Origin of the sequence: Corynebacterium sp. sy017, from assembly GCF_017918135.1 — a bacterium.
In the GTDB taxonomy this organism is placed as follows: domain Bacteria; phylum Actinomycetota; class Actinomycetes; order Mycobacteriales; family Mycobacteriaceae; genus Corynebacterium.
On the sequence record NZ_RZUE01000003.1, the window covers coordinates 404,254 to 422,084 of the forward strand.

A 17,831-nucleotide genomic window follows, 5' to 3' on the forward strand; every position below is an offset into this window, starting at 1 on the left:
TTATGTGCGCTTTATTCGCCTAATGGCAGCGTCGATAAGCAAGAATAATAGTAGGCTTGCTGCAAAAAGCGGAGCTAGAGCGCAGTAACATAAGAGAAAAACAGTCCAGGCGATAACTAAACCAGTGGGTATATTTTTTAGACCGACTGGTTGTGGTAGTCGTCCTGGCTTTTTGTTTTTACCTCGATGCCACCACATTCGGTACCCTTGGAAAATCATGTAGAGCAATCCCAGCGCTGCCACAGCCAGGACAAGCTGGTTTATCAGCCCGAAGAGCATACCCATATGCAGTTGGATAAGCCAATTTGTTAGTTTTGCGGCAAGTGGAATATCTGCGTAATTTACCTTATCGACAAGCTGCGCAGTATGCGGATTAACAGAAATAGTAGAGTTAGCAAGTTTATATGGCTGACGTGCTTCTTTGATAGTCCAGGCTTGTTCTGGTTCCCCAATGCGAATATCGAGGATGCCCTTTAAGTGCTCTTGGCGCGCAGTGCGTACCATATCATCGACTCGCATATATTCTGCAGGCGAACTTTCGATGTTTTTCACTATGTGATCCTCGTGGCAAGATGCGCCAGCAGGAATTTCATCTAGAGCTACCACAGGTTTTGGCTCCACCCAATTCAGTTGTGTGCGTAGGAGAGCGATATTATTTCCTGCCACTAATGACCAGGTCAAACCAGTAATGGTTAGGAAAAGAAAGATAGGCAGTAACCATAAACCAAGCCGTGAATGTGCTGTGACGAGTCGTTTGCGCTGCGATAGAGGGCGTGTGTGGTCTTTCTTTTGTTTCTTAGTGCTCAACCATAAAAATAAGCCGAGGATACTGAGCATTCCCAACCATGAGGCAGCCGTTTCTGAGTAGAGGCGCCCAAGGTCGCCAAGCCATAGATTGCGATGCCCTTGTGAAAGCCAGGTGCGAATGGGCAGTGCTCGAGAACTACCATACTGAACCAGATCCCCTTTGATAGCAAGATCACCTGGATCGACAAAAACTGCTTGGGTGTAACTAGGACTAGGTAGACGAGGATCATGGAACAATACTCGAGTGGTGTCGCGTGGGTTATCAGATACTTGTATTCCGGCAAAGGAAAGCTCAGGATGAACTTTTTGCGCAGCTGCAATCTGAGCAGAAAGCGGTTGTGCTTGATGCGTGGAACTAGCAGTTAGTTGCTCTCGGTACACAATTTTTTCAATTGACGGTGCTAGTGCATAGAAAAAACCGCTGACCGTAGCAACTATGAGCAGCGGTGCGACGAAAATCCCGGCAATGCTGTGCATACGCGCTAATCCAGCGCGAAATCTCATTGCTTGGGGTTGGGAAAAAGATAAGAACGTAGACACGTATAGATGTCGGATAGGTATAGTGAAAAGTTCCCAACTAAAGCTGGTCGTAAAAAGTTAGGTAGAGAAAATTATGCGTACAACCAGCGTAGGGGCCGTATCGTGATTATGTGAAATCGCTTACCTTTCCGCTGCCGCCGAAGATCCAAGACACCACAATAGCTCCTGGATCGACGACTCCTATGGCAGCGTCACCAACATAACTAGCGCGACCTTTCTTTGCTGCCATATTACGAGTGCTCTTAGCACCTTCCGCTGCGGCACGATAGCAGTGTTCTAGCAATTGAGCAAAATTGGTGCAGCCTTGTTCTTGTGTTTGTTTAGCTGTATGGGCAGCAGGTGCTAATGCGTCTACCAAGGTATTGTCGCCGGGTTGAGCTCCGCCGAGCTCGGTAATAGCGTTGAGTGCTGCGCTAAGGCCAGTGCTAAGACCTATAACGTCATTATGCGCTGTATGCATTGCAGCAGCTAGTTCTCGGAAAAGCGTACCGAATACGGCACCAGATGTGCCGCCCGCGCGGATGAATAATCGCTGTGCTAGTGCTTCAAGAACATCGGCATTGCTGCCTCGAAGTGGTAAATCAATAGTGCCAAAGGCTGCTGCCATATTGTCACCGAAGTCGCCGTCGCCAGCTAAGCGATCGAGTTCGCTAAGTTGAGAAATAGCGCCTTGAACTCTACTAATAAAGTTGCTCAACCAAGTATTTTCAGTACCGTCGGATGGTAATGCGTCGTCGAAGTGCATAGTTGCAGCGCTATACTCAATAGGGTGTTCTTTGTCGCCGGCAATCACTCGTGGCCAATTTGGGGCGCTAGTAGGGGCATCAAGCAGTTGGATGATTTCATCTGTGCTGCGTGTTAGCGTTATGGAAACACCTGCCATATTCATTGCAGTAACATAACTGCCCACTAAGGCACGGCGAAGATGAATGCCTTGGGCAGCTAATTGCTCTACGACGCAGCCAAAAATAAGTGATAGCTCTAATGCTGTTGTTCCGCCCAAACCATTGACAACGCAAATAAGTTCTTTCTCATCGTGGTTGAGTTCTAGCCCACGCATGATGTCGTCGAGAAGCTGTGCAACGATTTCTTGAGCGGCTTTGCTATCAACGCGTTCCACGCCACGCTCACCGTGAATACCTACTCCGACCTCCATTTTTCCATGAGGAAGATCAAAGGTGGTGCGACCATGAGTTGGATTGTGTCCGGGAGCGAGCGCAACTGCCATACTACGAGAATTATCGGCAACCCATTGTCCAATGCGTGCTACTTCGCTCAGGTTATCTCCACGCTGAGCAGCAGCACCAGCAATTTTTTCTACGAGGATAGTTGCTGCGGTACCGCGTCGTCCTGGTCTAGTATCGTCATCACCCAGGTCGGTAGCAACATCATCAGCGACGAGAATGACGGCGGTATCTACGTCGTGTGTGGCTTGGCGTGCTACATGAAAATTCATGACATCACCGGTGTAGTTTTTGACGATGTGCACTACACCAGCACCTTGGTCTGCCCACCGTGTTGCTTGAGTAATCTGAACTGCATTTGGTGAAGTAAAAAGTAGACCTGGGCACACGGCGCTGAGCATGCCGCTACCGAGAAATCCTGCGTGCAGTGGTTCATGCCCAGAACCACCTCCTGACACAAGCGCTACAGCCGGTGCACCAGCATCGGTAGTGATAGGGGAGGTACGACCAATAAAACCATTGTTATGCCAAGATGCATCGGGATGTCCAGCAATGAAACCGCCTAATGCCTCAGGTAGAAATCGTGCAGGATCATTGCGAAACGATGCGGTCGATTGATTGTGCGAGGTGTTCATACCCTCCGAGAGTAACACTACTGCGCTAAGAGCGCAGTAACATTATTAGCTGCTTGTATGAGTTGTTCTGCCCACAGTTGTCCCGGTGATGGCTTAAGCCTTTCCGACGGACCGGAAATGGATAGCACAGCGATAAGTTGTTTGGCGGAGTCAAAAATTGGGGCAGAGCAGCTCGCCAAACCTATTTCTCGTTCGGATATTGATTCTGCCCACCCTTTCTGTCTGATTGTTTCCAAATCACTTGGAGTGATGTGCTGTGCAGCAGGTAGGATGCGTTCACTGAGTTCTGATGAACCATAAGCGAGAAATACTTTTGCTGCGGAGCCTGCTTGGAGGGTAAGTCGTGTACCTACCGGTACTGTGTTTTGCAATCCTGAGTCTGGTTCTTGAGCTGCAATACACATTCGTGTTGTACCGGCTAATTGATAGAGTTGTACCGATTCATGAGTGGTGTCCATGAGACGGGTCATTGTGTTATGCGCGGCGTCGATAAGCCTGGTGGAGTGCTGATTAGTCAGTGATGCTAATGCAGTACCAATGCGCCATCGACCATCGCTACCGCGAGTAAGAAGATGATGTGCTTCGAGGGCAGTAGCTAAGCGATGCGCTGTTGCACGTGGCAATTGTGTCTCTTGTGCAAGTTCAGCGAGGGAACGCGGTTGCCCGGCAACGCTAAACATAATGAGAACTGCTCGGTCAAGCACTTTAATTCCACTTGTCGCGTGTTCAATATCGGCAGATATGGCAGTGCTGTCATGATGCGTGTGTTTCTCGGAAGGTATGTTAAGCTGTCCCATATTGTGATATTATATATCTCAATATATGGGATTAGCAATTGGTGAGTACGCAATAAAAGAGTCTCGCTATGAGCACAATCCCAGGTTCATTATAAAAGACAATAACAAGACGTAATGAGATGAATGAGGTGCTTTCCATGACCAGCCCCATGGATTCCCATGATAATACACATAAGCCAGGTCAAGAGGGGAAAAATAAACTAACCCTTGCTGAAAAAGTATGGCGCGATCATATTGTTTCTCAAGGCAAACAGGGCGACCCTGATCTTATTTTCATTGACCTGCAATTATTGCATGAGGTTACCTCACCACAAGCCTTTGATGGTTTACGCTTGGCAGGGCGTACAATACGTCACCCTGAATTACATCTAGCAACCGAAGATCATAATGTGCCTACCACTGGAATTAAGGTAGGAGCATTAACAGAAATTAAAGATGCCACCTCTCGTACTCAAGTAGAGACATTGCGTAAAAACTGTGCAGAGTTTGGTGTGCGATTGCACCCAATGGGGGATATTAAACAGGGAATTGTGCATCAAGTAGGACCACAATTAGGAGCTACGCAGCCAGGAATGACCATTGTTTGCGGTGATTCCCATACTTCAACGCATGGTGCGTTTGGAGCTATGGCCTTTGGTATAGGTACGTCAGAGGTGGAACACGTTATGGCTACCCAGACATTATCGCTGAAACCATTTAAGACAATGGCGATTAACGTCAGTGGTCAATTGCAGCCCGGGGTATCAGCTAAAGACTTGATTTTGGCGATCATTGCCAAAATAGGCACAGGTGGTGGACAAGGGCACGTTATCGAATATCGCGGTGAAGCCATTAGAAAATTGTCTATGGAAGCACGAATGACCATATGCAATATGTCCATTGAAGCAGGTGCGCGAGCAGGAATGATTGCTCCCGATGAAACCACTTTTGAGTATCTCAAAGGTCGTGAGTTGGCACCTCAAGGTGCTGACTGGGATGCTGCTGTTTCGTATTGGAAAACATTGCCCACAGATGAAGGCGCAGAGTTTGACACCGTGGTAGACATAGATGGTAGTGCTCTAACTCCGTTTGTTACGTGGGGCACTAACCCTGGTCAGGGATTGCCACTCGATGCCACAGTGCCGTCACCAGAGGATTTCACCAATGATAATGACAAAGCAGCTGCAGAAAAAGCCTTAAAATATATGGATCTCATTCCGGGAACACCGTTGCGTGAGATAAAAATTGACACTGTATTCCTTGGCTCTTGTACGAATGCGCGTATCGAAGATTTGCGTGCGGCAGCACAGGTATTGGATGGTCGCAAAATTGCCGATTCGGTGCGCATGATGGTTGTGCCTTCGTCGGCGATGGTTAAGCAGCAGGCAGAGGAAGAAGGGCTGGATAAAATTTTTATTGAGGCAGGCGCAGATTGGCGAACTGCAGGGTGCTCTATGTGTCTCGGGATGAATCCAGACCAGCTTGCTCCAGGTGAGCGTTCTGCTTCTACCTCAAACCGTAATTTCGAGGGGCGGCAGGGTCCAGGTGGGCGCACCCATTTAGTTTCTCCAGAAGTAGCAGCTGCTACTGCTGTTCGAGGAACATTATCGTCTCCAGCTGATTTACTCTAAAAGTTTTATCTTTAGGAAAATGGTGAAAAGTCATTATGGAAAAATTTGAGACACATACAGGTGTTGGAGTCCCACTGACTCGTTCTAATGTAGATACTGACCAGATCATTCCAGCGGTATATCTCAAGCGAGTAACCCGTAGTGGTTTTGAGGATGGACTCTTTAATAACTGGCGTAGTAATGAGGCAGACTTTGTGCTTAATCAGCCTGCCTATGCGCACGGTACTGTTCTTGTCGCAGGACCTGATTTTGGTACTGGATCATCACGTGAGCACGCGGTGTGGGCACTCATGGACTATGGCTTTAGAGTGGTGTTATCTTCTCGTTTTGCTGATATTTTCCGTGGAAACTCTGGCAAAGCTGGTTTGCTGGCAGCCCAGATGAATCAAGAAGATATTGAATTATTGTGGAAACAGCTTGAGCAGGAACCAGGAAAAGAAATTACTGTCGATCTGGTGCACCGAACAGTCAGCTGTGGTGAGAATGTCTATTCTTTCGACGTCGATGACTACACTCGATGGAGGCTAATGGAAGGACTTGATGATATCGGCCTGACCCTGCAAAAGGAGCAAGAGATTAAGGCTTTTGAGCAACGTCGTCCCGCTTTTAAGCCTCGAACACAGTAAGCACAGTAAATAGGCACATACAGACCTGGTTGTCATGGAACAACCAGGTCATCTCCTGTATTTTATTTCACTGGCAGTGGGCTTTCGATGTAATCCGCTCCGATTAATTCCGAACCATGAAAGGAAAGCACCCATACACTAGCTTTCTTAGCGCGAATATGCTCGAGTGGCAGTCGTCCCCGAGCAGACAGTGAGCCAAGCATATCTGGGATTGTGAGCCCTTGACTACAGACAACGCTTACACCTCCTTGTGCGACGATGTCGTCAAAGGCTTTCTTTGCGCCTTTCATATTTTCTAACCAGCCATCATCACCCAAAAGCTCATCAATGTGCACTTCAAGAGCTAAATCTTCGGCAAGTGGGCGTACTGTTGTCTGACAACGATCGGGCAACGCAGAATAAATTACCTCTGGTTTATACGCCTTGAGCAGCGGAACCAATAATTCAGCTTGTCGACGTCCTTTCCGATCCAAAGGTCGGATATTGTCGTTACCCGCCCAGGACGAGCGCTTATGGGCATGAGCATGGCGAACATAAAGCACTCGTGCAGTCGTAGGTAGACTAAGACGTTTCTGTGCCTTTTCTAATATGTTGCGATCAACGTCATAACTCAGCAGTTTTTTGGCTTCTTCGACGCTTAACCAGCGAATTTCATCGACCTCATTATTTGGCTCAAACTCTCCACCAACAACCTCTGCTGTCCAGTAGTACACAATCTTCATGCGGTCGCCCACTGGATAATGCACTTTACCTAGTAGTTTTTCAAGCCGAACATCAAATCCTGTTTCCTCTTTGATCTCTCGCACTGCCGTCGTGGCTAAAGATTCACCAGGATCGACTTTTCCTTTGGCTAAAGACCAATCATCGTAATGTGGACGGTGAATGATTGCTACTTCATGTGACTGTGGATCAGCTTTATCACCGCGCCACAATACTGCACCAGCAGCAATAGTAGAGCGCTTATACTCTTTAGCTGGTTGTGCATCAATTTTTTGATAACGTCCGGTTATTGCTAATCCAGATTGATTATCTTTTGTAGTTTCGTGTGATACCTGTTGTAGCTTTTTGGTCATAATTACTTACCCTATGCACTCGTTAGCCTTTTCATAAACGTTAATCTACATTTGCAGCTCTAGCCCGCATAGGCACGCCTAGATATCTAGGTAACTGGATAAGTGGGAAAAACGTCGACCGCATCCCCTACAAGGACGCATGGTTTTGTATGATAGACAGCATTGTTTGTCGCATGGCATTCTGCTACGCAGGTCTACAATGCGATAACACCTACAAGCAAGGAATGGGAAAAGATGAGAGTTGCCATAATGGGCGCAGGTTCTTGGGGAACTACAATAGCAAAGGTTTTTGCTGATGCAGGGTGCCAAGTATGCATATGGGCGCGAAGAACCGAAGTAGCTCAAGAGATCAATCATAACCACCGAAACTCTGCGTATTTAGCAGACATTGAGTTACCGCATAACCTCACAGCTCATCATGATGTACTGACAGTGCTCGCAGATAGCGACATTGTTGTGCTAGCCATTCCCTCACAGCAGTTGAGAGCAAATCTGTCTCAGTGGGCAGAGGCAATTCCTGAGGAAGCAATTGTGCTGAGTCTTGCCAAAGGCATTGAGCAGAATACGTATTTACGCATGAGCGAAGTTATCGCTGAAACTATACGACGACCTGTAGAAACTATTGCGGTGTTATCGGGACCAAACCTGGCACAGGAGATAGCACAGGAACAGCCTGCAGCAACTGTGATTGCTTGTAATGACCAGCGACGAGCACAAATAGTACAAAGGGCATTAGATTCTTCTTACTTGCGTCCCTATACCAATACAGATGTTATTGGGTGTGAATTAGCAGGTGCGGCAAAAAATGTTATTGCACTGGCGTGTGGCATGGCACTTGGACGAGGACTAGGCGAAAATACGCTTGCCACGCTTATTACTCGTGGCTTGGCAGAGATTACTAACCTTGGGCTTGCTATGGGGGCGGATGCTCGTACTTTTGCCGGTTTGGCTGGTCTAGGTGACCTGGTTGCTACATGCTCTTCTCCTTTGTCGAGGAATCGCTGTTTTGGGCAGCGACTAGGAGCGGGGGAGACATTAGATGCTGCTCGTGCTGCCACTCACGGACAAGTTGCCGAGGGGGTTATTTCTTCCCAATCCATTTTTGTACTTTCGCAAAAGTATCATGTGGATATGCCTATTACTGAGGCGGTATATGGGGTGTGCCATCAGGGAACTCACGTCGATGAGCTCATAGAGGCTCTCATGGGACATTCGATGAAAGCTGAATAACAGCGTTGTCATGAGGAAAAGGGTAAACTTACAACGATGAAAACTCATGAAGATTCTCGCATAAAAATTGCTGTTATTTATGGTGGGCAGAGCTCAGAACATAGCGTATCGTGTGTGTCGGCAGGTGCTATCATGGCACATCTTGATCCAGAACGATATGAGATTTATCCAGTAGGCATTACCAAAGATGGTGTGTGGACAATAGGGGAGAGTGACCCTAAGAAACTACAGATCGTCGATAGGCGTATGCCTGAAGTGATTTTAACGAAAGAGCTGAACTTATCAGTAAATCCACAGACCAAAGGAAAATTCCGCTTCAACGACGGGCAAACCTATGCTGATGTGGATGTTGTTTTCCCAGTGCTGCATGGAAAGTATGGGGAGGACGGTACCATTCAAGGAATGTTAGAGCTATCTGGGCTACCTTATGTAGGTACTGGAGTGCTCAGTTCTGCTTGCGGAATGGATAAGGAATATACCAAAAAACTTTTGCGAGTGGCAGGGCTGCCCATTGGGCGAGAAGTGATTGTATCTGGTACAGATACGCTCACGGCTGAGGACAAAGAATATCTAGGCTTGCCAGTGTTCGTGAAACCTGCTCGGGGTGGTTCCTCCATTGGTATTTCTCGAGTAGAACAGTGGGATGATCTCGAACAAGCTATAACTCTTGCCCGTGAGCATGACGATAAAGTCATCGTTGAGGCAGAGATTATCGGTGCTGAAGTAGAGTGCGGTGTATTAGAAAATGCACAAGGGCAATTACTTGCCTCGGTACCAGCACAATTGCTTGATACTAACGAAGGCGAAGAAGGCTTTTATGGTTTTGACACCAAGTACCTTGATAATATCGTTCAAGCAAAAATACCCGCTGACTTGCCTGAAGAAACTATAGAGCTTATTCGTTCACTTGCGCTTAGAGCATTTCGTGCACTTAATTGTAAAGGCTTGGCTCGAGTAGATTTCTTTGTTACGGATTCCGGTCCACTGATTAATGAAATAAACACAATGCCAGGTTTTACACCAATATCAATGTATCCTCAGGTACTGGCAGCGAGCGATATTTCCTATGAAACGTTGCTTAACGAACTAATTGCTAACGCACTGGCATAATCTGCATATCTGTCTTAGCCCAGAATAAGAGCACGTTAGTACGTGCTCTACCGCACAGGAATAGTCTCGTCAAGGGCTTGGGTTATGGATACAAGTGCAGCATTGCCACTTGATTGTGGTACTGAAACAGCTACAGTTATACTGCGATCGACGGCAAACCAGGTCGACGCAGTGGTGCTATTTTCTGCACTCGTATCCTCAAACCAGGCAACATTATTGACCTGTTGAATTTGTGCTCCTGCTTGGTATTTTTCAGGAAACTCTACTCCACAGCGAACAACAATAGGTTCATAGCCATCCACAACCCACGCTGCCATATTATTTACTGCCCGTTGAGTTAATTTTGCTTCAGGTACAGCAGAATATTGTGGTTCGGTTCCTAAGGTAGGAGGTAATGCAGCTAAAAAAGCAGAACATTGTTGCTGCTGTTGATCAGTCAGTTGCGCCGGGACAAGGTTATTTAATGCAATCGGGTAAGGCTGCACTGTATTCTTTGATAATTTATTCAGAGCATCCTTGAGTTCTGCAGGATTGAACTCTTTTTTTAATGCCGGAGCATCCGCAGAAATAGCAATAACCGGCGACCTATTGATGCTGTACCAGCTTTGCATAGAGGATTGTGGGGTGGGATCAGCTACACGCAACCATTGTGTGTCACCATAATTTTGCAGTGGAGAAAGTTCACTATATTGCAAGGGTAAATTTACGCCACAGCGTAGGGTTATTCTTTCTGTGGAACTTGACTGCCATGCTGCTACTCCAGCAGGAACAGGATCGGCAATCGTCGCTCGGCGATGACCAAGGAAAGTATCTGGTAATGCAGAAATAAAATCAGCACATTCAGTAGATTCTGCTTCTGGAGAGTCTATTACCGGCATTGCAACTGGTTGATGTGCTGCACGGTGTGCCACAACACGCGCACCAACTAACACAGCAATAACGAGCGCAATAGCTAAAACCAGAGCAATAACAATGGGAATGGTTTTATAGTGTTCATTCTGCATTTTGTTTTCTGTAGTGTGCGTATTCACTCAGCCCAGTGTAGCAATACTGGGTATTTTATGTTTGCGAATATGCGAGATTATCACCATAGTTCTCCCAAACCGACTAATCGTATTAAGCTCTAAGACACTATGAGTAGTTACTCCGCGACACCAGCTAAGCCGCTCAACCCTACTGTGGCAGAAGTGGGCGAACAGGCAGCAATTAATGTGATCGTGGCTCATGCACCAAGTTCAAGGAATGGTGATGATGCCGCAGTCCTAGCACATGGCGCACCAAACTCTCGTACTGTTGTCAGTACAGATATGTTGGTTGAAAACCGTCATTTCCGTCTAGATTGGTCCACTCCAGCAGAGATTGGTCGTAAAGCGATTACCCAAAATTTTGCCGATTTGGAAGCAATGGGTGCTCGTCCGGTAGCTGCACTATTGGCCTTATCGGTGCCAGGATACACACGCCTTGGCTTTGTTTCTGAACTGGCACGGGGTATCTCGCAGCGAGTAAGTGATTATGGTGCAGAATTAGTTGGTGGTGATATTACCGACGGGGAAGCTATCGTTATCTCCATAACGGCGATTGGGCAATTAGGTGGTTCATTACCGGCGCTAACTCTTGATAAAGCAAAACCCGGGCAAATTGTGATTGCTTCTGGTGCTATAGGCGAATCAGCAGCGGGATTGGCATTGCTCAATCGTTGTAATCGTGAGGAAATTCCTGCAGAGTTCTATCCACTGCTACAAGCTCATTGTTCAGGTGTTATTCCTCCTGGACGTGGTTTTGTTGCCAGAGCAGCTGGAGTAAGCGCTTTGACTGATAACTCAGATGGAATCATTGCTGACCTTTCTACGATGGCTGCTAAATCAGGTGTAAGCATAAATCTTGATTCATCAGTGCTCGCTCCTACTGCGTTGATGTATCAAGCTGCGGAATTTCTTGATGCAGATCCGTGGGAGTGGGTGCTTTGTGGTGGGGAAGACCATACACTCATGGGAACCACTGATTATGATCCGCCAACTGGTTTCAGAAAAATAGGGGTAGTGGAAAAAAGCAATTGCGAGCTACTGGTGAGCGTCGATAAGCAACAACCGGTTTATGATAGTGGTTGGACAAGTTATGGAAAGAGATGAGTATTCATGAGTAAAAAATCTTTACCCGTGCATGAATCTTGGTTAGAACCACTAGCACCTGTGGAAGAGAAAATACATTTAATGGGGGATTTTCTTCGCGCAGAAAATGCTGCTGGTCGTGGTTATTTGCCTAGTGGATCGTCAGTATTGCGCGCTTTTCATTATCCTTTTGACGAGGTAAAAGTGATTATTGTTGGGCAAGATCCTTACCCAACTCCTGGACACGCAATGGGATTGAGCTTTTCGACGCAACCTGGAGTGCGTCCACTGCCGCGTAGTTTAGTGAATATCTTTAAGGAATTATCCGATGACCTAGGTATTCCTGCTCCAACAGATGGCGATCTTACCCCTTGGTCAGAGCAGGGGGTAGCTCTTTTTAATAGAGTGCTTACTGTACAACCAGGTAATGCAGGTTCTCACCGTGGGCGTGGCTGGGAAGAAATAACAGAAACTGCATTGCGTGCTTTAGCACAGCGCAATAAGCCATTAGTAGGATTGCTCTGGGGTCGTGATGCTCAAGCAACCCGTGCTTTTCTCGGTAAAACTCCTTGTGTCATGTCTGCCCACCCTTCACCTTTATCGGCGAGTCGAGGTTTCTTTGGATCGCGTCCTTTTAGCCAAGTCAACCAATTATTAGAGCAACAAGGTAGTTCTCCAGTAGATTGGCGACTATAAAATATATGTCGATGGCAATTGCTACAGAGGCATATGTGCGAGAGCAAAAAGCAGTATCGCAAGATACACAAGGTAGTAGCTCTTGGGAAAAGGAGTCGAATAATGCTGGGCTGGCATGATGATCGAAAATTGACTACCTTATTGCCTGAATCAGAAGCAAAGGCACTAGCAAAAAAATTTGGCTACCATACTGTAGAAGATTTGTTAAGACACTATCCACGCCAGTATGCAGCTCAAGGCGCAGATATTGCCTCAAGAAAAAGCACAGATGGGGATATTGCGACTCTCATCGGTACAGTTGTTCGCGCAGATGAACGCTATGACAAAAACGGACATCTCATTTACAGTATTCAGATTGATGATGGGTGTTCTCGCATAGCAGCTACTTTTTTTAGAATTAAATGGCTTCCGACGGTGTTGCCTGTGGGAGTACGTGCGATGTTTACCGGGAAAGTGAAACATTATCAAGGTAAACCACAGCTGCAGCATCCGGATTATATGGTGATACCCGAGCGCATTTCTCCTGCCGATAAAAACCATAAGGATGGCGTCGCAAAGAAAGCACGTGGTTCTATGCGCGCACTATCGCACTATGGCGATATTGAAGATATTTCTCGTGTGCTATCTTCCTTGGATTTCATCCCAATTTTCCCGGCTAAAGTCGGGATGCCTACATGGCGTATCCTTGGTGCGATTCATCAGGTATTAAGTGTTACTCCACCCTATGCTGAACCACTGCAAAAATATGCGCCACAAGATCTCCCCAGCTTTGATACTGCACTGCGAGGTGTACTCGAACCAGACAAGCGGGGAGCACAGCCGTATATTCAGCGCATGAAATATAATGAGGCGCTAGAGCTTTCCCTCATCATGGCACTGCGCAAGCACGAGGCGCATACTCGTCGTGCTGCTTTCATGCCGGTTCACCAACAAGGCTATCGCCAGAAAATTCTGGATAACTTGCCTTATCCGCTTACTGCTGGGCAAGAAAAGACACTGGAAGAAATCGCTGCTGATTTAGCGCATGACACGCCGATGATGCGTTTGCTTCAAGGCGAAGTTGGATCTGGGAAAACAATTGTCAGTATTCTTGCCATGTTGCAAGCGCTAGATAGTGGTAAACAAAGTGCTCTTCTAGCGCCTACTGAAGTCTTAGCTGTACAACACGCTCAGAGCATGCAAAAAATTTTTGCTGATAGTGGCGTGGATATTCACGTTGTGGTTCTGACAAGTTCATTAAGCACGAAAGAAAAACAGCAGGCGCTATTAGATATAGTCTCTGGACAAGCACAGATCATTATTGGGACACACGCGATCTTGCAGCATAACGTGGAGTTTTTTGATCTTGGCCTGAGCGTAGTCGATGAACAGCATAGATTTGGGGTAGAGCAACGTAATTATTTGCAGGCAAAAGGCAAAGCGGGGAACACGCCTCATTTATTAGTTATGACCGCAACACCTATTCCGCGTACTATCGCGATGACCGCCTTTGGTGATCTCGAACTTTCTACCCTCAAGGAATTGCCAGGTGGGCGCAAAGAAATTAAGAGTTTTGTGCTCCAGGAGAGTAATTTTGAGTGGATGCAACGTGCGTTTGAGCGAATGCGCGAGGAGATGCGAGTTGGTCATCAGGTATATATTGTGTGTCCTCGTATTCAAGGCGCAGGCGGTGTGGAAGAAATATATCAGCGTTGCAAGGATATTCTTTTCTCTGATTTTCGAGTGGGTATGCTTCATGGTGGACTTGCCCAAGAAGAAAAAGAAGACGTTATGCGCGCTTTTAACCAACAGCAATTGGATTTGCTGGTCGCAACAACTGTCATCGAGGTCGGTATCAATGTGCCTACTGCAACCATTATGATGATCTGCGAATCAGAACGTTTTGGTGTGTCGCAATTGCATCAGTTACGTGGGCGTGTGGGCAGAGGACGCAATGCGTCTATTTGTTTTTTCCATGTTGGTGCTCAAGTAACTGAAGAAGCGATGTCTCGCATAGCCGCTATAGCAGCTACTAATGATGGTTTTGCTTTAGCGGAAATTGATCTTGTACATCGGCAGGAAGGTGATATTCTCAGTACACAACAATCAGGTAGTTCTAAGCGTCATAAGTTTTTGAGTATTATCCACGATAGCGACATTATTGAAAGAACACGAGCAGACGCTCAGACTATAGTTAGTGCTGATATTGAGCTAGCACGTCAGTTAGTTAGTGATATTGATAGCTATACTCAAGATTTTATTGATAAGACTTAACTCACTGATGCACTGATAAAAGTCGATATAGTGCTGATGTAAAAGGAAGAGATGAATATTTGTGCCCCCTTTGCCGGTATCGTGCACTACAAGGTACGGCTTGGCGATCAAGTAAAAACAGGACAAGAACTCGCAAGTGTTGAAGCACTGAAGTTAGAATCAAGCATCCTGGCACCTGGACCTGGGGTGGTAACACAACTGGGTTATGATGATTTCGATGATGTCGTCGGCGGGGCAACATTAATGACCCTTGCACAGTTGGGAACATAAAGATATGGGAATGACAAGAATAATTTCTGGTACTGCGCGAGGCAGAAAACTTAAAGTCCCACCTTCTGGTACTCGTCCCACATCGGATAGAGCAAAAGAAGGTCTTTTTTCTTCATTACAAGTACGTTTTGGTTTTCAAGATGCTGTGGTGCTTGACCTCTTTGCTGGCTCAGGAGCGTTAGGTTTAGAAGCAGCAAGTCGTGGTGCAGCACACGTGACTCTGGTGGAAAATAACCCTAGTGCCGCGGCAATTATTCGACACAATGCTGCACTGATTAAACATCCAGATATTGTCGTAGAGGAGATGAAAGTATCAACATATGTCAAGACTGCACCTCAGCGTCATTTTGACATTGTGCTAGCAGATCCGCCTTATGAGCTTGACACACAATCTGTTGTCGAGATGCTGGAAGCACTGCAACCATTGCTTATCGACGGAGCAGTAGTAGTGGTAGAACGCCATGTGGATTCAGAGCATACTCCGTGGCCACGTGGCTATGAACCAACTCCGCAGAAGCTAAAAAAGCGCACCTTTGGTATTGCGCGCATGGACATGGCTGTTTTTGATCGAGCAACGGCAGTGCAAGAATCATAAAAGCATAAGAGAAAAGACACAATAACAATGAATAATGGCGATAGCGTGCGTGCAGTATGCCCAGGATCTTTTGATCCCATCACGATGGGACATGTCGATATCATTAGCAGGGCAGCGGCGTGTTTTAGCGAAGTGACAGTCCTGGTAACAGCTAATCCCAATAAGCCCACTGGGTTGTTTAGCATTGAGGAGCGCAAGGAACTTATCCGTGAGGCATTATCGGGGTTGCATAATGTAAAAATTGATCATTGGGGTGGACTGCTTGTGGATTACACTAATGCTCATTCCATTAGTGTATTAGTCAAAGGGCTAAGGAGTTCTTTGGATTATGAATATGAACTCCCTATGGCACAAATGAATAAAAATCTTTCTGGTATTGATACTTTCTTTTTAATGACTGATCCAAAATACGGATATATTTCCTCGACTCTCTGTAAAGAAGTAACAAAATATGGAGGCGATGTATCCGATATGCTCCCAGCAGGTGTGCAGGAAGCCATGAAAAAGAAATATCGCTAACCAAGATGGTTCTGAGTTTAGAGCAGACTAGATAAGAATGCTTTTGTGCGTTCCTCTTGAGGATCGTCAATAACTTGAGCAGCCTCGCCGCGCTCTACGACGACCCCATCTGCCATAAAGACTACTTCATTGGCAACTTCACGTGCGAAGTTGATTTCATGCGTAACAATCATCATGGTCATGCCGTCGGCAGCAAGTTCACGCATAACTCTCAATACCTCGCCGACAAGTTCTGGATCAAGAGCTGAGGTAGGTTCATCGAAGAGCATTAGTTTAGGCTTCATTGCTACAGCGCGAGCAATGGCTACTCGTTGCTGTTGTCCACCTGATAATTGAAGTGGGTAGGCTTGTGCTTTGTGCTTAAGACCAACTTGATCCAACAGTTCTAAAGCTGTGTGTCGCGCTTCATCAACTGAGATCCCTTTGACATGAACTGGTGCTTCGATGATGTTCTCGAGGACAGTCCGATGGGGGAAAAGATTAAAATTCTGGAAAACCATCCCGATTTCACTGCGCTGGCGGGCTGCTTCCTTTTCGGAAATCTCATGGAGCACGCCATTTTTCTCCCGGTAGCCAATCAATTCGCCATCAACATAGAGCCTTCCAGCACTAATTTTCTCCAAGTGATTGACACATCTGAGAAAGGTAGATTTTCCTGATCCAGATGGGCCAAGCAAACAACTGACTGTTCCGGTGGGAACTTGGAGATCGATACCTTTGAGAACGTGCAGATTTCCATAAGATTTACATACCTGTTGCGCGTCAATCATGATAGCCGGTTGTGTCTGCTCATGCGCGGTTTGCGTGTGTAGCTGTGTAACCATAGTAAAAATTCCTAAGACCAGTGTTGAACAATTATGGGGAAACAATATCGACATTGCGCGGTAGCGTAGCTTCTGCATCAGCAAGGGCAGCTAGTTGCCTAGAAGTCAATTGTTTTGTCGCACCTTTAGCAAAGTGTTTTTCCAGGTAGTGCTGTCCGACCATGAGTAAGGAGGTAATGACGAGATACCATGTTGCAGCTACTAAAAGCAGTGGTACTGGGTCGAAAAGCGCGGCAGCAATATCTGTGGATCGTCCATAGAGTTCTGCGGTATAAGGAATTGCCACAACCAAAGAAGTGGTTTTTAGCATGGAGATAAACTCATTGCCGGTAGGGGGAATAATAATGCGCATTGCTTGAGGCAAAATCGTGCGACGAATAGTCATCCACCAGCTCATACCTAGTGCCTTTGAGGCTTCTGCTTGTCCTTCAGGAATTGCTTGAATACCAGAGCGAATGATTTCTGCCATATAGGCTGCTTCATTAAGGCCTAGACCGACTATGGCAAGCAAAAACGTATTAGAAAGAAGTGTCTCTAAGGATATCTGAGTAATACCTAGATTAATCGTTTGGTATATCGAACCAAGAAGACCCCAAAACACTAATTGGACATAAATCGGAGTGCCTCGAAAAAGCCAGAGATAGAGCCAAGAAACACTACGCAACACTGGATTAGGAGACATCCGTAGGACCGCGATTATGGTGCCAAGGACAACTCCAAGCAGCATCGAAAAAATTGTTAGCAGCAATGTGTTTAATGCAGCTCTAGCGATACGAGTGTCAAAAAGATACTGACGGTAGGTATCCCACCCATATGCATCATTGCGAGCTGCACTGATGGCGAAGAGAATGAGAAGGACAAAGATAATGCCTGCTGCGATCCAACGCCCAGGGTGGCGTAAGGGACGTGCATGAATCGGTTGTGGAGAACTCATGATATTTTTTCTTTCTTACT

Annotated in this window: 17 protein-coding genes; 10 read left to right on the plus strand and 7 right to left on the minus strand. The window is 46.5% G+C overall.

All coding sequences use genetic code 11. The features are described 5' to 3' along the window. From EML15_RS08370 to EML15_RS08380, 3 genes are all read right to left on the minus strand, one after another. Positions 1 to 1,311: a PepSY-associated TM helix domain-containing protein gene (locus EML15_RS08370; protein ID WP_144274995.1), complete on the minus strand. Its 1,311-nt coding sequence runs from the start codon at positions 1,309 to 1,311 to the stop codon at positions 1 to 3. A 142-nt stretch (positions 1,312 to 1,453) separates the two neighbouring features. Continuing rightward, a complete protein-coding gene (locus tag EML15_RS08375; RefSeq protein WP_144274850.1) occupies positions 1,454 to 3,166 on the minus strand; it encodes a dihydroxyacetone kinase family protein in 1,713 nt (570 codons plus the stop codon). A gap of 17 nt (positions 3,167 to 3,183) precedes the next feature. Continuing rightward, a complete protein-coding gene (locus EML15_RS08380) occupies positions 3,184 to 3,963 on the minus strand; it encodes an IclR family transcriptional regulator (protein ID WP_144274852.1) in 780 nt (259 codons plus the stop codon). A gap of 137 nt (positions 3,964 to 4,100) precedes the next feature. Between EML15_RS08380 and leuC the strand changes: the two genes are divergently transcribed. After that, entirely contained in the window at positions 4,101 to 5,573 is a 1,473-nt protein-coding gene (gene leuC / locus EML15_RS08385) for a 3-isopropylmalate dehydratase large subunit (protein WP_144274854.1), read from the plus strand. A gap of 35 nt (positions 5,574 to 5,608) precedes the next feature. Next, positions 5,609 to 6,199 carry a 3-isopropylmalate dehydratase small subunit gene (gene leuD / locus EML15_RS08390; RefSeq protein WP_144274857.1) on the plus strand — a complete coding sequence of 197 codons (591 nt, stop codon included), beginning with the start codon at positions 5,609 to 5,611 and terminating at the stop codon, positions 6,197 to 6,199. 62 nt (positions 6,200 to 6,261) lie between these two features. Here the strand turns inward: leuD and EML15_RS08395 are convergent, their stop codons facing one another. After that, complete coding sequence (locus EML15_RS08395) at positions 6,262 to 7,272, minus strand: NUDIX hydrolase (RefSeq protein ID WP_144274859.1); 1,011 nt, start codon at positions 7,270 to 7,272, stop codon at positions 6,262 to 6,264. A gap of 234 nt (positions 7,273 to 7,506) precedes the next feature. Here EML15_RS08395 and EML15_RS08400 point away from each other — a divergent pair, with 234 nt between their 5' ends. After that, positions 7,507 to 8,502, plus strand: coding sequence for an NAD(P)H-dependent glycerol-3-phosphate dehydrogenase (locus EML15_RS08400; protein WP_144274861.1), 996 nt, complete (start codon positions 7,507 to 7,509; stop codon positions 8,500 to 8,502). Between the two features lie 36 nt (positions 8,503 to 8,538). Then, on the plus strand, positions 8,539 to 9,612 hold the full coding sequence (locus EML15_RS08405; protein ID WP_144274863.1) for a D-alanine--D-alanine ligase family protein: 1,074 nt from the start codon (positions 8,539 to 8,541) through the stop codon (positions 9,610 to 9,612). Between the two features lie 47 nt (positions 9,613 to 9,659). Here EML15_RS08405 and EML15_RS08410 read toward each other — a convergent pair whose 3' ends face one another. Then, positions 9,660 to 10,616, minus strand: coding sequence for a DUF3515 domain-containing protein (locus EML15_RS08410; protein ID WP_144274997.1), 957 nt, complete (start codon positions 10,614 to 10,616; stop codon positions 9,660 to 9,662). Between the two features lie 129 nt (positions 10,617 to 10,745). On the opposite strand from EML15_RS08410, the gene EML15_RS08415 reads away from it, so the two are divergent. The 6 genes from EML15_RS08415 to coaD all read left to right on the plus strand — a co-directional run bounded on the left by EML15_RS08415 (position 10,746) and on the right by coaD (position 16,053). Continuing rightward, the gene (locus tag EML15_RS08415) at positions 10,746 to 11,741 is read left to right on the plus strand and encodes a thiamine-phosphate kinase (RefSeq protein WP_144274865.1); all 996 of its coding nucleotides are present in this window, start codon (positions 10,746 to 10,748) and stop codon (positions 11,739 to 11,741) included. A 6-nt stretch (positions 11,742 to 11,747) separates the two neighbouring features. Beyond that, on the plus strand, positions 11,748 to 12,416 hold the full coding sequence (locus EML15_RS08420; protein WP_144274867.1) for a uracil-DNA glycosylase: 669 nt from the start codon (positions 11,748 to 11,750) through the stop codon (positions 12,414 to 12,416). A 102-nt stretch (positions 12,417 to 12,518) separates the two neighbouring features. Then, positions 12,519 to 14,669, plus strand: a complete 2,151-nt coding sequence (locus tag EML15_RS08425; RefSeq protein ID WP_144274869.1) for an ATP-dependent DNA helicase RecG — start codon at positions 12,519 to 12,521, stop codon at positions 14,667 to 14,669. A 51-nt stretch (positions 14,670 to 14,720) separates the two neighbouring features. Next, entirely contained in the window at positions 14,721 to 14,939 is a 219-nt protein-coding gene (locus EML15_RS08430; protein ID WP_144274871.1) for a biotin/lipoyl-containing protein, read from the plus strand. Positions 14,940 to 14,949: 10 nt separating this feature from the next. After that, a complete protein-coding gene (gene rsmD, locus EML15_RS08435; protein ID WP_144274873.1) occupies positions 14,950 to 15,534 on the plus strand; it encodes a 16S rRNA (guanine(966)-N(2))-methyltransferase RsmD in 585 nt (194 codons plus the stop codon). A 45-nt stretch (positions 15,535 to 15,579) separates the two neighbouring features. Then, entirely contained in the window at positions 15,580 to 16,053 is a 474-nt protein-coding gene (coaD, locus tag EML15_RS08440; RefSeq protein ID WP_185967226.1) for a pantetheine-phosphate adenylyltransferase, read from the plus strand. Between the two features lie 17 nt (positions 16,054 to 16,070). Here coaD and EML15_RS08445 read toward each other — a convergent pair whose 3' ends face one another. After that, positions 16,071 to 16,823 (minus strand): amino acid ABC transporter ATP-binding protein, encoded by a 753-nt coding sequence (locus EML15_RS08445; protein WP_144274999.1) that lies wholly within the window; start codon positions 16,821 to 16,823, stop codon positions 16,071 to 16,073. A gap of 85 nt (positions 16,824 to 16,908) precedes the next feature. Further along, positions 16,909 to 17,811: an amino acid ABC transporter permease gene (locus EML15_RS08450; RefSeq protein ID WP_144274877.1), complete on the minus strand. Its 903-nt coding sequence runs from the start codon at positions 17,809 to 17,811 to the stop codon at positions 16,909 to 16,911. Positions 17,812 to 17,831 lie beyond the last annotated feature (20 nt).

Excerpts from the sequence above, each read along its gene's own strand:
- EML15_RS08370 (WP_144274995.1), bottom strand. The coding sequence starts at position 1,311 with ATGAGATTTCGCGCTGGATTAGCGCGTATGCACAGCATTGCCGGGATT.
- EML15_RS08425 (WP_144274869.1), top strand. The coding sequence starts at position 12,519 with ATGCTGGGCTGGCATGATGATCGAAAATTGACTACCTTATTGCCTGAA.
- EML15_RS08375 (WP_144274850.1), bottom strand. The coding sequence starts at position 3,166 with ATGAACACCTCGCACAATCAATCGACCGCATCGTTTCGCAATGATCCT.
- EML15_RS08405 (WP_144274863.1), top strand. The coding sequence starts at position 8,539 with ATGAAAACTCATGAAGATTCTCGCATAAAAATTGCTGTTATTTATGGT.
- EML15_RS08420 (WP_144274867.1), top strand. The coding sequence starts at position 11,748 with ATGAGTAAAAAATCTTTACCCGTGCATGAATCTTGGTTAGAACCACTA.
- EML15_RS08410 (WP_144274997.1), bottom strand. The coding sequence starts at position 10,616 with ATGCAGAATGAACACTATAAAACCATTCCCATTGTTATTGCTCTGGTT.
- EML15_RS08380 (WP_144274852.1), bottom strand. The coding sequence starts at position 3,963 with ATGGGACAGCTTAACATACCTTCCGAGAAACACACGCATCATGACAGC.
- rsmD (WP_144274873.1), top strand. The coding sequence starts at position 14,950 with ATGACAAGAATAATTTCTGGTACTGCGCGAGGCAGAAAACTTAAAGTC.
- EML15_RS08400 (WP_144274861.1), top strand. The coding sequence starts at position 7,507 with ATGAGAGTTGCCATAATGGGCGCAGGTTCTTGGGGAACTACAATAGCA.
- leuC (WP_144274854.1), top strand. The coding sequence starts at position 4,101 with ATGACCAGCCCCATGGATTCCCATGATAATACACATAAGCCAGGTCAA.
- leuD (WP_144274857.1), top strand. The coding sequence starts at position 5,609 with ATGGAAAAATTTGAGACACATACAGGTGTTGGAGTCCCACTGACTCGT.
- EML15_RS08430 (WP_144274871.1), top strand. The coding sequence starts at position 14,721 with ATGAATATTTGTGCCCCCTTTGCCGGTATCGTGCACTACAAGGTACGG.
- EML15_RS08395 (WP_144274859.1), bottom strand. The coding sequence starts at position 7,272 with ATGACCAAAAAGCTACAACAGGTATCACACGAAACTACAAAAGATAAT.
- EML15_RS08415 (WP_144274865.1), top strand. The coding sequence starts at position 10,746 with ATGAGTAGTTACTCCGCGACACCAGCTAAGCCGCTCAACCCTACTGTG.
- EML15_RS08445 (WP_144274999.1), bottom strand. The coding sequence starts at position 16,823 with ATGATTGACGCGCAACAGGTATGTAAATCTTATGGAAATCTGCACGTT.
- EML15_RS08450 (WP_144274877.1), bottom strand. The coding sequence starts at position 17,811 with ATGAGTTCTCCACAACCGATTCATGCACGTCCCTTACGCCACCCTGGG.